5 protein-coding genes are annotated in these 15,364 nt (G+C 45.6%); 3 read left to right on the top strand and 2 right to left on the bottom strand.

Annotation, left to right across the window (positions count from 1 at the left end; translation table 11 throughout):
- Window positions 1–28: 28 nt before the first annotated feature.
- Window positions 29–8,803, top strand: coding sequence for a nodulation protein NodZ (locus MiSe_RS51400; RefSeq protein ID WP_264196759.1), 8,775 nt, complete (start codon window positions 29–31; stop codon window positions 8,801–8,803).
- On the opposite strand, the gene MiSe_RS34850 is transcribed toward MiSe_RS51400, so the two are convergent.
- Window positions 8,778–9,260 carry a Uma2 family endonuclease gene (locus MiSe_RS34850; protein ID WP_226588840.1) on the bottom strand — a complete coding sequence of 161 codons (483 nt, stop codon included), beginning with the start codon at window positions 9,258–9,260 and terminating at the stop codon, window positions 8,778–8,780. The genes MiSe_RS51400 and MiSe_RS34850 overlap by 26 nt on opposite strands.
- 612 nt (window positions 9,261–9,872) lie before the next feature.
- Between MiSe_RS34850 and MiSe_RS34845 the strand changes: the two genes are divergently transcribed.
- On the top strand, window positions 9,873–10,586 hold the full coding sequence (locus tag MiSe_RS34845) for a hypothetical protein (protein ID WP_226588835.1): 714 nt from the start codon (window positions 9,873–9,875) through the stop codon (window positions 10,584–10,586).
- Between the two features lie 312 nt (window positions 10,587–10,898).
- Window positions 10,899–14,636, top strand: coding sequence for a hypothetical protein (locus tag MiSe_RS34840; RefSeq protein WP_226588833.1), 3,738 nt, complete (start codon window positions 10,899–10,901; stop codon window positions 14,634–14,636).
- Between the two features lie 232 nt (window positions 14,637–14,868).
- Here the strand turns inward: MiSe_RS34840 and MiSe_RS34835 are convergent, their stop codons facing one another.
- Complete coding sequence (locus tag MiSe_RS34835) at window positions 14,869–15,066, bottom strand: hypothetical protein (RefSeq protein WP_226588828.1); 198 nt, start codon at window positions 15,064–15,066, stop codon at window positions 14,869–14,871.
- Between the last annotated feature and the right edge of the window lie 298 nt (window positions 15,067–15,364).

Below are 15,364 nucleotides of genomic sequence, written 5' to 3'. Positions count from 1 at the left end.
TCAAGTATATTATCCGGGTATTTTTCCAATGAAACCTATCTACATTCACGTTATTTCTTATTTTCAAGGAGATACAGGCTATAACATTCATGCCCGTGAGTTCACCCAGGCATTAGAACAGGTTGTTTCGGGTCAAAATGTTACTGTTATTAAAAGCTCTATCAATGACGGTCGAGCCTTAGAAAAATCTCAAAAAATGCTTCTAGCTCTCCAAGAAACAGCTAATATTATCAATATTTGTATCTTGTACGGAAGTCAGTGTTGGAAATATTTACGTTTATTTCCTGGATTGAAGATAGCCTATACTTATTGGGAATCTACCAAGCTTCCTGATGATTGGATTGACCCCTTAAAACATTGCGATTATGTATGGACTGCTAGTAGCTGGGGAAGAGAGATATTCATTCAAAATGGATTAAATAAAGACCAAGTATTTGCGATTACATTAGGAGTAGATACTGAAATTTTTAATCCTCAAAAGCAACCGCATTCAGATTTAGCAAAAATAGATGGATTTAAGTTTTTGACTGTGGGAAAATGCGAATACCGTAAAGGTACGCAAGAATTAATTGTTGCATTCGATTTAGAATTCCACGCCGATCCGAATGTTTTCTTAGTCTTGGCAGCAGAGAATCCTTTTATTCCTAAATTTAATCTGCAAACATTCATCCAACATCTGTGGTTGCGAAACTATAACAAGTTTTTGTATGTCTCAAAAGGGATAACCCATGAACAACTTGCACAAACTATGGCAGCTTGCCATTGTGGTGTCTTCCCGACAAAAGCAGAAGGATGGGGACTGCCTATTTTGGAATCGATGGCACTGGGAAAACCTACTATCGTGACGAATTATAGTGGCGTTACAGAGTATGCCAATGAGAACAATGCAATTTTATTAGACTACTATACTGTTCCTGTTGATGGGCTGTTTTTCCAGCGAGCGGATAAAGACTATGGAATGTGGGCTTTGCCAAATACAAATACCCTGAGAAAAAAGATGAGGGAGGTATATGAGAATTACAGCCATTACCAAGAGAAATTTTTGACATCTTCAGTCGATGTAAGAGAAAGTTGGTCTTGGCAAGCAAGCGCTCAAAAAGCTTGGGATTTTATTACCAACCTGATTGCAAAGGAAAAAATAATTCTCAATGGGGAATCATTGGTTATTAGTTCTGAGCAAATCGAAAAGCAACTTGACTTAGGTATTGAGCATCACCAATCTGGACGGCTGGCAGATGCGGAAACTTGTTATCAACAAGTGTTGCAATGGCAACCGAATCATGCTGATTCTTGGCATTTACTGGGAGTAATCGCCTACCAACAGGAACAATATCCAACTGCGATTGAACGAATTAATCGGGCAATAGAGCTACATGCAAATGCTGCCAATTTTTATAACAGCCTTGGTAGTGTCTATCAGAAGCAACAGCATTTTACTGAAGCACTGGATTGTTATCAAAAGGTAATCCAACTCCAACCTAACTTCTTTAAAGCTTATAACAATATTGGTCTGGTTTACCAAAAAATTGGGCAATTTAAGGAAGCGATCGCAGCTTACCAACAAGCGATTCAACTCCAACCAACCTATGCCGAAGCTTACTTAAATCTCAGCATTACCTATGAGAAGCAAAGGCAATTAACCAAAGCACTGGAGTGCTGTCAGCAGGCAATTCAGCTACAACCTGACTATGCCGAAGCACATTGTCAACTGGGTAAGATTCTCCACAGTCAAGGACAACTCGTTGAGGCAGTCGAATCCTATCAACGCGCCCTACAAATCAAATCTAACTATGCCGATGCTTATGCCAATTTGGGAACCGTTCTGCAAATGCAAGGCAAGTTAACAGAGGCAATTCAGTCTTTCCAAAAAGCTCTACAACTGGAACCTAACCAATACCAAACCTACAACAATCTGGGAGGAGCTTTTCAATCGCAAGGGAAACTAAAACAGGCAATTGAGTTGTTTCAACGCGCTATCCAAATTAATCCTAGTGATGTCTTAGCTTACCAAAATTTGCTGTTTGGCTTGCATTACAGCAGCGACTATGAGCCATCAGCAATTTATGCCGAACATAGGCAATGGGCTGCACTCCATGCAGATAGATTGGCAAAAGTTATTGCGCCCCAGGATACAGCGGATTGCACTCGTATGAGGTACACCTTTGTTTGTGTAGCGGCACCGTTAACGGTGCCGCTACACAAACAAAGCCTGAAGGCTGTACCTCACTCATTTGCGCCCCACGATAATAATCGAAATCGGGAACGTCGCCTTCGGATTGGCTACGTTTCGGGCGATTTTAAAACCCATTCTGTTGCCTACTTCTTTGAACCCTTACTCGCAAATCGCAACCGCAAAGATTTTGAGGTTATTTGCTACGCCAACAATTCAAAAATTGATGCCACCACCCAACGGTTGCGTCAACTTGCCGATGGTTGGCGCGAAATTTATGCCCTCGACAATGAGCAAGTAGCTGAACTTGTACGCCAAGATAAAATTGATATTCTGGTTGATTTGTCTGGTCATACTAAGGACAACCGCTTGTTAGTATTTGCCCGCAAACCTGCACCCGTGCAAGTTACTTATATTGGCTATCCTAACACCACTGGACTCGACACCATAGATTATCGAATTACGGATGCTTGGGCCGATCCGCAGGGAGAAACGGAACACCTGCACATCGAGCAATTAATACGTTTACCTCATGGATTTTTGTGCTATTTGCCTTCAGCAGATTGTCCCGATGTTAGTCCATCGCCAGTTTTACAAACCGGACAAATTACGTTTGGTTGCTTTAACAACTTAGCGAAGGTTAACCCAGAACTAATTAGCTGTTGGGCAGAAATTCTTAAAGCTGTACCTAACAGCCGCATGATAATTAAATATAAACCACTGGTTGACCCTGACACTTGTGCATACGTGCATGGACTTTTTCAACAGCACGGAATTGAAGAGAATCGCGTCGAACTGATTGGTTGGTTACCTGATAAAAACCAACATTTGGCATTGTACGAACGGGTGGATATTGCCCTCGATACTTTTCCCTATCATGGTACAACTACTACTTGCGAAGCGATGTGGATGGGCGTGCCAGTTATTACCCAAGCGGGTCAAACTCATGTGTCGCGGGTTGGGGTGAGTCTGTTATCATCAGTGGGTTTGGAAGAAGCGATCGCTCAATCTTCCCAAGAGTATATTCAAAAAGCGATCGCTCTAGCAAACAACAAGGAACGACTACAGGAACTACGGGCAAACCTGCGTAGTAGAATGCAAGCAGCACCGCTAACTAATGCTAGTTTGATTGCCCGTTCTTTAGAAGAAGTTTATCGGACAATGTGGCGGCGTTTTTGTGACCAAACCCTACTCAGTCCAGACGAACGTTTAGTTGCGATCGCAGGAGATGTTAAAGTTTGCGTTAAAAACGATCTCACCAGTCTGACAACTTATATCTTGTTAGAGCAAGGAGATTGGTTTGAAGCAGAGATGGCATTTATTCGCCAGCTAATTATCCCAGGAATGCACATCCTAGATATTGGCGCGAATCATGGAGTTTACACCCTGACTATCGCTAAGTTACTCCAAGGACAAGGGCAAATCACTGCATACGAACCAGCCAGTTCAGTTGTTTCGCTACTGCAAAAAGGGGTAGAAGCGAATGCACTGAATACTGTACAAATCCTCAACGCGGGTTTATCAGATCAAGAGGGTGAAGCGACTTTCTTCCTGTCAGCGAACAGCGAACTAAATTCCCTACAACAAAGCAGTTCCCAACAACTACAAGAAACAATTCAACTGCTAACCATCGATGGAGAATTAGCAAAGCGAAACTGGCAGTCAATCGACTTTATCAAGTTAGATGCAGAGGGAGAAGAAGCCAAAATCCTCGCAGGGGGTGGACGCTTTTTTACCGAGCAGTCTCCTTTGATTATGTTTGAATTCGCCCATGGTAAACAGAATAACCTGTCGCTCATCAAGCTATTTCAGGATCTCGGTTATGACATTTACCGCTTCGTCCCCGGTATAGGATATTTAGTGCCTTTGGATGTGAGTCAGCCAGTTGCTGGCTATCAGTTAAACTTGTTTGCTTGCAAACCAGATCGAGCGCGACAATTAGCCGAACGCAAACTGCTTGTCAGGGAAGTGTCGGAAAAGCCAGAGATGCCGCAGGGAGATTACTGGATAGATGCGATCGCAACATTAAATTATTCCACTCCCTTCCTCAGTCAGTGGCAAAAATTTGCCCTCAATTCCCATCCTGAAAATCAATTTTACCTGGAAGGACTGAATTACTTTTTTATAGCTAAAACAGCTAACATTTCACCGACAAAGCAGTTGGCAGCATTACAACATTCCTTTGAATGCCTTGAGCAAGCTGTTCGCGCTAAATCATCTTTCCCTCGACGTTGTACCTTGGCGCGAATTGCAGCAGAGTTAGGACATCGACAAGTCAGCGTCCAAACACTCCAAGAATTGGTCGCCACTTTTACTTCTGGTCAATCTATCGTAATAGACGAGCCTTTTTTACCTGTAAGCCAGCAATTTGACAATCAGCCATGCAACAATAATCTGTCAGACTGGCTTTTCGTTAGCATTTTAGAAACCTACGAAAACAGCCGCACATTCAGTTCTTACTTTTCCCCCCAGCCATCGGTATCCTTACTCGAATCGGTAGTCCAAAAACCCTTCCATAGCCCTCAAGTACAACGCCGATTGTGGTTTGCCAAGCAACGCCTGAAAGATCGGCAATATGCCATCCAAATCTATCAAAAAGATGCCAATGCACTCAGCTTAGGTTTGGGTAATTATTATTCAGAGATCGCCAAAACGCTCTTTTGTAGCCGGAATAACCCAGCTAACGGCTTTTTCTCTATTCTTTCAGGATGTTTTTGGGGATTGATCGATCTATGCAATCTAAATATCATCCCAGATAAAATAGACTTTTCCGATGAGTTTATCGCCTACATAAATCCAGAGCAAATCCAAAACAAAACTGATTTATATCCCGCTTATTTCACAAGCAGCCTTGACCAAAAGATTGAAATAAATCGCCGGATTTCAAAACCCGACCATCATGGCATTTATAAAAAGTATGATTTTGCCATCTACAACTTACTTGTTCAAAAATTCTTCAATTTGAGCCAATCAATTTTAGAGATCCAAGATGCTTTAATTGCCAATTATCAGATAGATTTGTCAAAAACAATAGCAGTCTGCTATCGAGGCACTGACAAATATACAGAAGTCCTATTAGCCGCTCCGAGAGCCTATTTGAATCTAGCTGAGAAGTTGTTAGAGCAAAATCCAGAACACAAAATATTAATCCAGACCGATCAAAAACAAGTTCGGGATTTGTTTGTCAATTATTTTAACGATCGGTGTTTCTTTTTTGCAGAAATGCCAGTAACGGGTGGGGGAAGAGTTTTGCACGCAAATTCAAATCTTTCACAGCTTGATAAATTTGAATTTGGCAAAACCCTTTTGGCAGTCACTCATTTGCTTTCCCGATGCGATTTGATTGTGAATCATACTGGAAATATGGCGGCTTGGATTTGTTTGTTTCGAGGCAATGCAGACGGCGTATTCCAGTTCGATCGGGAAGGACAATTAATAGTTCCTAATCAACTGCGCTTTGGAGATCCCCCCCAACCCCCCTTGACAAGGGGGGAGTGCCCCCAACCCCCCTTGACCATCGCAGATCCCCCCCAACCCCCCTTCACAAGGGGGGAGTCCGCCCAACCCCCCTTGACCATCGCAGATCCCCCCCAACCCCCCTTCACAAGGGGGGTTGGGGGGGATCCTGTAGGACTTACGCAAGTCCCCCTTATTAAGGGGGATTTAGGGGGATCAAAAGTAGCGCATACGCAAGTCCCCCTTATTAAGGGGGATTTAGGGGGATCAAAAGTAGCGCAACAGCCAAAGATAGACCGACCAAAATTTATCCTAATTAAAGCATGGGGATATGGTTTCTGGTCTGATATTGACCACGTTATGGGGCAATTGCTGGTTGCAGAATTGACGGGTAGAATTCCGATTGTGCATTGGGGTGATAACAGTCTCTACCGAGATGCTGAAGATGAAAATGCTTTTGAAAACTACTTTGAACCTGTTTCAGCTTATCGAATCGACGACTTATTAGGACATTCCTATACGTTTTATCCGCCTAAGTGGACAGAGGATAATCTTAGCTGCAACAATGTGAATAAATGGGAGGGTGCTGGTTCTCGCTTGTCTGCTTCTGCTTTGCTGTCTAGAAATGAAGATGTTGTTGTTAGCGATTTCCACACTTACCTGGATGCGATCGCGCCTGCTATAAATCCCAGTCATCCCCTTTCCGGTCAAGCACCGCAGGATATTTATCGCTATTTGTTCCAAAAATATCTCAAACTCCGACCCCAAATTAGTCAGGAGATTGAGCAATTCTGGTCAGATTATTTGGCAGGCCACAATACCCTTGCCGTCCACGTTCGCGGCAGTGACAAAATTCAGGAAAATCCTAACCTGAAACAAGTTAACCAGAATTGCCATCAAGCGATCGCTCACTACCTCCAGCGCGTGCCAGATGCCCTAATATTTCTTCTCACTGATGACGCCTCAGTGCTGGAAGAATATCAACAAATATATGGGGATAGACTGCGATACACAAATGCTTCTCGCACCCGTTCAGAAGTCAGCATTCATCACCAAAATCATGCCTGTCGCCAGCAAATTGGCATTGAAATCATCAAAGATACTTATTTGGCTGCCAAATGCGATTATTTTATTGGCAACGGACAATCTAATGTTTCGAATACCATCCTGCATTTGAAAAATTGGCTTGAAGATCGATACTTTCTCTTAGCAGAAAATCGACTGTTTACCCCTCATCCAGAAAAGATGAGTCCAGAAGCGATCGCTCTCTCAGTTGAGCAGATTTTTCAGTCAGCCATTAGCAACCATCAAGCGGGTTATCTACAACAGGCTGAGCAAGAATACCAACAAGTACTGCAACAGCAACCCGCTCGTGCGGATGCGTGGCATTTGCTAGGCGTAATTGCGGCTCAACAGAAACAATATCAAACGGCGATCGCACGCATTAATCGTGCCATTGAACTGCAGCCAGAAGCGGCTATTTTCTATAGCAACCTCGGCAATGCTTACCAAGAACAAGGGAAATTATCGGAAGCGATCGCCTGCTATCAAAAAGTAATTCAACTGCAACCCAATCATGTCGATACTTATAAGAATATGGGGATTGCCTTTAAAGAACAAGGGCAGTTAGAAGAGGCAGTCCAAGCTTACAAACAAGTCCTCCAACTAAAACCTGACTATGCAGATGCCTACTACAATCTAGCAAATACCCTCCAATTGCAAGGCAAGTTAAAAGAAGCAATCCAAGCTTTACAAAAAACCCTACAACTCGATCCCAACCATCCCCAAGCCTATAATAATCTGGCAGGCGCTCTCCAATCCCAAGGAAAGTTAAAAGAAGCAATCGAGTGCTTCCAAAAAGCCTTACAAATCAAGCCTGATTATGCGATCGCTTACAGCAATATGCTGTTTAGCTTGCATTACAACAGCGACTATGACCCATCAGCAATTTATGCCGAACACCGGAAATGGGACGCACTCCAAGCATCTGCACTGGCAAAAGCTATTCAACCTCACAATAATAATCGCAATCCGGAACGTCGTCTTCGCATTGGCTACGTTTCTGGCGATCTCTTTACCCATTCAGTGGCTTACTTCTTTGAACCTTTATTGACTGCCCACAACCGCAACAATTTTGAGGTTATTTGCTACGCCAACAACTCAAAAATTGATGCCACTACCCAACGTTTGCAGCAACTTGCTGATGGTTGGCGCGAAATTTATGCCCTGGATGACGAGCAAGTAGCCGCACTGGTACGCCAAGATGAAATTGATATTTTGGTTGATTTATCCGGTCATACAAAAGACAATCGGTTGTTAGTATTCGCCCGCAAACCTGCACCTGTACAAGTGACTTATCTTGGCTATCCCAACACTACTGGACTCGACACTATCGATTATCGCATCACAGATGCTTGCGCCGATCCACAGGGACAAACGGAACACCTGCACGCCGAACAATTGGTGCGTTTACCTCATGGTTTTTTGTGCTATCTGCCTGCTGCCAACTGTCCAGATGTCAGTCCACCACCTGTTCTAAAAAGTAACCAAATTACCTTTGGCTGTTTTAATAATTTAGCGAAAATAAATCCAGAATTAATTGCTTGTTGGGCAGAAATTCTTCAAGCTGTTCCCAATAGTCGCATGATAATTAAATCCAAACCACTGATTGACCCCGACACTTGTGCATACCTGCATCAACTTTTCCAACAACACGCAATTGCCAGCGAACGAGTGGAACTTTTAGGTTGGCTTCCTGATAAGAACCAACATCTAACATTGTACGAGCAGGTGGATATTGCTCTCGATACTTTTCCCTATCATGGTACAACTACTACTTGCGAAGCAATGTGGATGGGAGTGCCGGTAATTACTCAAGCTGGTTCAACCCATCTGTCGCGGGTTGGTGTGAGTTTGCTTTCGTCTGTGGGATTGCAAGATTTAATTGCTCAATCTGCTCAAGAGTATATTCACAAAGCGGTTGAGCTTGCCAACAATCAGCAGCGACTGCAACAATTACGAGCCAACTTGCGCCATTGGATGCAAGCATCACCCCTGACTGATGCTGATGCGATCGCTCACTCTCTCGAAGCAGCTTATCGTACAATGTGGCGACACTGGTGCGAGCAATTCAAAACTCAAAATTCAAAGCTTAAACCCCTTCACCAAAAGCAATAATCTGCTCCACTGTGAGTGCTAAATCTCTGAAGAATTGAGATTTAATTTTGTCACTCCCCGTGCAGCTTTCAAACTCATATTCCCGCTCAACTAATATCATGTCCGGTTCTTCACCCATAGTTAGGAATGACTTGGGAGAACGGTGACACGGTGACGCTCTGAGATTTTTATTAAGGGTAATCGACCGGACATGATATAAAATGCTGCGATTGGAAACTAATTTTCCAACTGAAATAGTTGGTTCTTGAATTTTAGGATTCTGGCGTTTGGCAGAGCGGGCAATGGTGAAAAGTGGAGCGATAATCCACAATTCACTCACTCCAAAAGCGGCATACGACAGAGGCTGATTGCGATAGTCTTCCTCCCAGTTTGTACTCACAATTTCAATAAGGACACTAGGAGGTTCTTTTAACACTGCTTCTGGTTTCGTCTGCCGATTCCAGGATGCTCGATTAATTTTGTATTTTTCATATCATGTCTATAACGCAAGTTGCTAGTTATCAAGGGCGTTGCTAATGGCTAATTGCTAATTGCTAATAAAGGATTTTTACTGACATTAGCCATTAGCCATTAGCCGCTCTGAGAGATATAACTAGCAACTTGAGTTATATAAAGATGCAGAGACAATTCCAGATCTAGAAAATGCTCGAAAGTTTGCCACAGAAACATGGTTTTATCCTGACTCAATCGGGTTACATGCTGCTTGGAAATACTTAAGCTCAGACCAGCAGGCTTACTTTTTTGAGAAACACCATAAAAATATATTGGCTTATTTTATAAGCAGGTAGGCAGAATTAAACCTAAAACTTGCAGCGGGGATAAAAGAAAGTAGGAAAAGTAGGAAAAGTAGGAAAAGTCAGTATTATTGCGCTCGCTTAAATTGAGAATGTAAAGAATTTATACTTTTTCATAGAATTAACGTAAATTTCACAAATTTTTCACAAATGCATGGCAAGATGGTTGCCTGGATCGAAGTATATCTACTGAAATATTGGGTGCTGAGTGTAAAGCATGAAGTATTAAGTTTGATATACTGAGCGAGCGCAGCTCAAACCACTTGGCGAGAACTATGGCACAAGATATTCACGAACTTTCAATTGTCCTGGCGATTGGGAACCACAACCCGGCAATTTTGACCCTGGACTTTCTTAAAGGCGGCGGTATTGTGTCTGGCGATTGGGAACTTCAAAGGCCCCCTGTTCTTACAGTTGGGTCTGCCCAAGTTATCTTTAAAAACGGCGTCAATATTGTTGCTAGTTCTCAAACGGTCACGTTTTCAGAATCTCTGGATAGGAAGAGTCTTGAGGATGTAGAGATTGCCAGAGTCGCTGGTAAATACGTTTCTAAGCTGCCCAATCTTGACTACTTGGCTATCGGGATTAATCCCAAGTATTTCGCCACTTTTGAAAACCAACCCGATGCAGCTAGGAAGTTTATTAATGAAACGCTTTTATCTCCAGGAGCTTGGCAAAACATTGGGCCCGATCCCGTACAGGCTCGCGTCGATATGATTTATACTGTGGAAGGACGAAAACTTAGATTGCTCGTTGCGGAAGCAGGTTTACAGCTACCAGACAAACAGCAAATTCCTGCGGTCTTGTTTGCGGGCAATTTTAACTACGACCTAGACGGAGAAAGCGGTGAGGCTCGAGTGCGCTCTTTGCATCAACGGCTTGCGAATTGGCAGACCGATCTGGAAACTTACCGAGACATTGTTAACAACAAGTTCTTGGTGAAGAAGCCAGAAACAGACAAGGTTTTGTTGATTCGGGATGCATCTTAAGTAACTCAAGTTGCTAGTTATCTCGTTATGGCTGCTAATAGCTAATGGCTAATGGCTAATGGCTAGTAAGGGCGGGCGCATTGGCGGAGAAATATTTCTTGTGTGCCGACAAGATAACAGCGCAGCTGTGCCCATAATGGCGAAATCAGGAAAAATGCTGACTAGGCTCTGGCGCTATTAGCAATTAGCTAGCAATTAGCTATTAGCAAAGCCCAATGTTTATAAGTAGCAACTTGCGTTAAGTACCAGTTTTTTCAGAGCAAAGATTCCACAAGGAAAGCAGTTAAGCAATTTAGCGAAGGTTAGACAATTATGGGCAATCCAGCTATCAGTATCCAACAGTGGGAAACCCTGACAAATCAGTGGGCAAATGGACAGGCGAATCAGAACCAGTCCACCTATCTGGAGGGTGATGTCGTCCCCTATTGGCTTGAGGGAAGTAATCTCACCGTGGGAACAACCTACGGTGTCCGTATCAACATGAACACTTACCAGAGCAATACGGATGCTGGTGGTTTTGTGTACATGGACACCTATAACGACAGCATTACCAATATCACGCAGAACCCTGACGATGGTACGGGTTCCCCGCTTCCAAGTCTCACCACAGACAGTTCATTCACCTTTTCCGATCCGTCCTACTCAAATCCTGGCCTAGCCTTCTACGTCAACAACGCCGACGTCCTTTCTGTTACGTATAGCTTGAGTCCCGACGGTTTGGATCGGTACGCCGATGTCACGTTTACGCCATTGGCAGCCAATGAAACCGATGGTGAGGCAACCGCAAACATTTACTGGGGTCAGACTCTTGCGCTTCCCGACCAGGTTATCACCACTGTTAATTCGACTCCCGGCAGCAAGGGCGCATCAGGCTTCACGGGTGGCAGCTTGCAGACCAAAATAGACGGAACGGGTGCTGCTGGCGCAACTTGGATCACCCCTAGTAACGCCGTGCAACTGATGCCTGGTGTAGTCAAGCAAGGCTCGATTTCGGGCTACAAGTGGAAGGATGCTAATGAGAATACTCAGTGGGACAATGGCGAAGTTGGACTCAGCGGATGGACAATCGAGTTATTCAAAGACGATGGTGATAGCGTCTTCGAGCCTGGAACGGGAGACACATTAGTAGGAACCCAAGTCACCGCTAACGGGACTACCGATGCTAATGGAGATGGCTCAATCAACACTGCTGATTTGGGCTTCTACAAGTTTGCCCCTCTACTGCGCGGCACTTATTTTGTCCGTGAAGTACAGCAAGCTGGCTGGACTCAAACATACCCCTCTCCCAATAATGTCTGGGGGCCGTTAACTATTGACACGTTAAACCCTACCCGTACCAACATCAACTTCGGCAACAAACAAAGCGAACCTCCTACCATCAGCGTGGTCAAGGAAGGCTCTGGGTCCATCAATGAAGGTGGCGGGGTCGCAAGTTATACCTTCACGATTACCAACAGCAGTGCTGTCACTGACCCGGTTACCATCACGTCGTTGAATGACGACAAGTTCGGTGACTTGTTGGCGGAAGCGGTAGCTGATAACGGCGGTAACAGCATCGTTATCCAGCCAGGGGCGAAATTCACATTTGACATTACCAGGTCGCTGACTTTGGATGCGACAGGCGGAACGGTGGGAACCTATCAAACTTCCCACACCAACACCATCACCGTAGTTGGCAAAGACGACGAAGGCGTGACGGCGACTGCTACCGACCCACACACCGTTACCGGCGCAGATGTTGCACCCACAATCAACATCGTCAAGAATGGTTCTGCCACCGTTAAGGAAGGTGGCGGGGTCGCAAGTTATACCTTCACGATTACCAACGCCAGTGCTATCACTGATCCAGTTACCATCACGTCTATTAGTGACGACAAGTTCGGCAGCTTGTTGGCGGAAGCGGTTACTGACAATGGCGGTAACAACATCGTTATTAATCCTAACGGCAGCTTTAGCTTCGACATCACTCGCAGTCTGTCGCTAGATGCAGGCGATACCCACACCAACATCGTCACCGTGACTGGTAAGGATGATGAAGGCACAACCGATAGCGGTACTGATGACCACACCGTTACCGGCGCAGATGTTGCACCCACAATCAACATCGTCAAGAATGGTTCTTCTACCGTTAAGGAAGGTGGCGGGGTCGCAAGTTATACCTTCACGATTACCAACGCCAGTGCTATCACTGATCCAGTTACCATCACGTCTATTAGTGACGACAAGTTCGGTGACTTGTTATCGGAAGCGGTTACTGACAATGGCGGTAACACCATCGTTATTAATCCCAATGCTACCTTCACCTTCGATATCACTCGCAGTCTGTCGCTAGATGCAGGCGATACCCACACCAACATCGTCACCGTGACTGGTAAGGATGATGAAGGCACAACCGATAGCGGTACTGATGACCACACCGTTACAGGTACTGACGTTGCACCCACAATCAACATCGTCAAGAATGGTTCTTCTACCGTGAATGAAGGTGGTGGCGTCGCCAATTACACCTTCACCATTACCAACAGCAGTGCTGTCACTGACCCGGTTACCATCACGTCGTTGAATGACGACAAGTTCGGCAGCTTGTTGGCGGAAGCGGTTACTGACAATGGCGGTAACAACATCGTTATTAATCCTAACGGTAGCTTTACCTTCGATATCACTCGGTCATTGACCTTGGATGCCGGGGAAACTCATATCAACACCGTTACGGTGATTGGTAAGGATGATGAAGGGACGACGACAACTGCCACCGACAACCATACCGTCAGCGGACAGGATGTTGCACCCACGATTGACATCCTCAAGAATGGGCCAGCAACGCTCAACGAAGGCGGCGGTACGGCAACCTATACCTTCACCATTTTCAACAAGAGCGTTGCCACCGACCCAGTTACGATTACATCCATCAGCGATGACAAGTTCGGCAGCTTGTTGGCAGAAGCACAAGCGGACAACGGCGGTAACACCATCGTTATTAATCCCAATGCTACCTTCACCTTCGATATCACTCGGTCGTTGACCTTGGATGCGACAGGCGGAACTGTGGGAACTTATCAAACCTCTCATACCAACACCGTCACGGTGATTGGTAAGGACGACGAAGGCACAACTGATAGCGGTACTGACGACCACACCATCACGGGTGCTAACGTGGCTCCCACTATCAGCGTGGAGAAGAATGCTAGCCCGACAAGCTTCCTCGAAACCACAGGTGCTAACGTTACCTACACGGTTAAGATTACCAACAACAGTGTCGTCACTGACCCGGTGACCATTACCTCGCTACCGGATCTGCTGATCTACGACACCAACGGCACGGGGATTTACGGCGATACCTACAATAGCCTCGCCGACCAAACGGTGCTGACAAACCGCCTAGCTGATGCTCAAGCTGACTGGCTAGCGCAAGGCAAGACAGGGTCTATCGTCCTCCAGCCCGGTCAGACGTTCACCTTCGATTACACGGTGGCGTTTGCAGGTGGCAACACTTTGAACACTTGGGAAGACCCAGCCAATACCATTACGGCGATTGGCGTTGATGACGAGGGGAGTTCGGTTTCGGCCTTCGACGATGCTAAGGTGAATGTCTTGCTGAAGAACAAGCGCAGCATCGTCATTGATAAATTGACTGGGGAGCAAGTAGCTCCGGCAACCAATGGTGGAAACAACGTCAGTGGCTACTTCCACATCCGGGATGCCAGCAGCGATGCAGCCACAATTGATGTGCTGATTAACAACCTCAGTATGCAGTACGAGAAAAAAGTGGGTCCCTCTTGGACAGCGATTAGTCCAAGCCCCTACCCGACTCAGTTCTGGGTTGAAAACGGCACGCCCAATGGTATTCTTGACGCCGGTGAAACGCTGCTGACTGACCTCAATCCCACCCAAGCTGGTTTGCAAACCTCGGTTGTGTTTGACCAGGATATCAATATCGGCTATCGGTCGAGCCTCAGCCCGCTTCCCAATCCACTGCGGGCTACGGTAAACGTTAACTTGTTCGAGGATTCTCCAGTGGTGTTTAAGTTCACTAATTCGTTCACCTTCTAGCGCCATCTGGGAAGGCTCGCCTCACCAATCCCGGTGCGAGCCTTTCCCAGAGGTTTGTCGTAGCGCTACTACGAACCGAGCAAAGCGAGTCAGTTTTGTAGCTTGGGTAACCGCAAAGTTGGGTAATTGGCTTCAGAACGCGAACAATCTAGTTCCGAGCTTGAAGTTTCGAGTTCCGCGCTTGAAGTTTCGAGTTCCGCGCTTGAAGTTTCGAGTTCACAGCTTGAACGTTTTAGTTCGTAGCTTGAAGTTTCGAGTTCACAGCTTGAAGTTCCGAGTTCACAGCTTGAAGTTCCGAGTTCACAGCTTGAAGTTCCGAGTTCCGAGCTTGAAAATGGCAAAGCTTGAGCGATCGCCAAACACCCAGATCCCCGATTTCTCTAAAGCGGTTTCCAATTGGGTGCAACACAACATTGTAGGGGCACGGCATCAGCAAGTGTTGTCGTCAAGCCAAAGTTGTTCACCTGCCGTGCCCCTACCCCCGTTGATCGGACATGGGAACCTGGTAATAACCGACACAACATTGTAGGGGCACGGCATCAGCTGTTGTCGTCAAGCCAAAGTTGTTCACCTGCCGTGCCCCTACCCCCGTTGCTCGGAGATGGGAACCTGGTAATAACCGACACAACATTGTAGGGGCACGGCATCAGCTGTTGTCGTCAAGCCAAAGTTGTTCACCTGCCGTGCCCCTACCCCCGTTGCTCGGAGATGGGAACCTGGTAATAACC

Source organism: Microseira wollei NIES-4236, assembly GCF_020521235.1.
GTDB classification, from domain to species: Bacteria; Cyanobacteriota; Cyanobacteriia; order Cyanobacteriales; family Aerosakkonemataceae; genus Microseira; species Microseira wollei.
The sequence above is the reverse complement of the archived record's forward strand: the minus strand, read 5'-3'. Positions and strand labels throughout refer to the sequence as shown.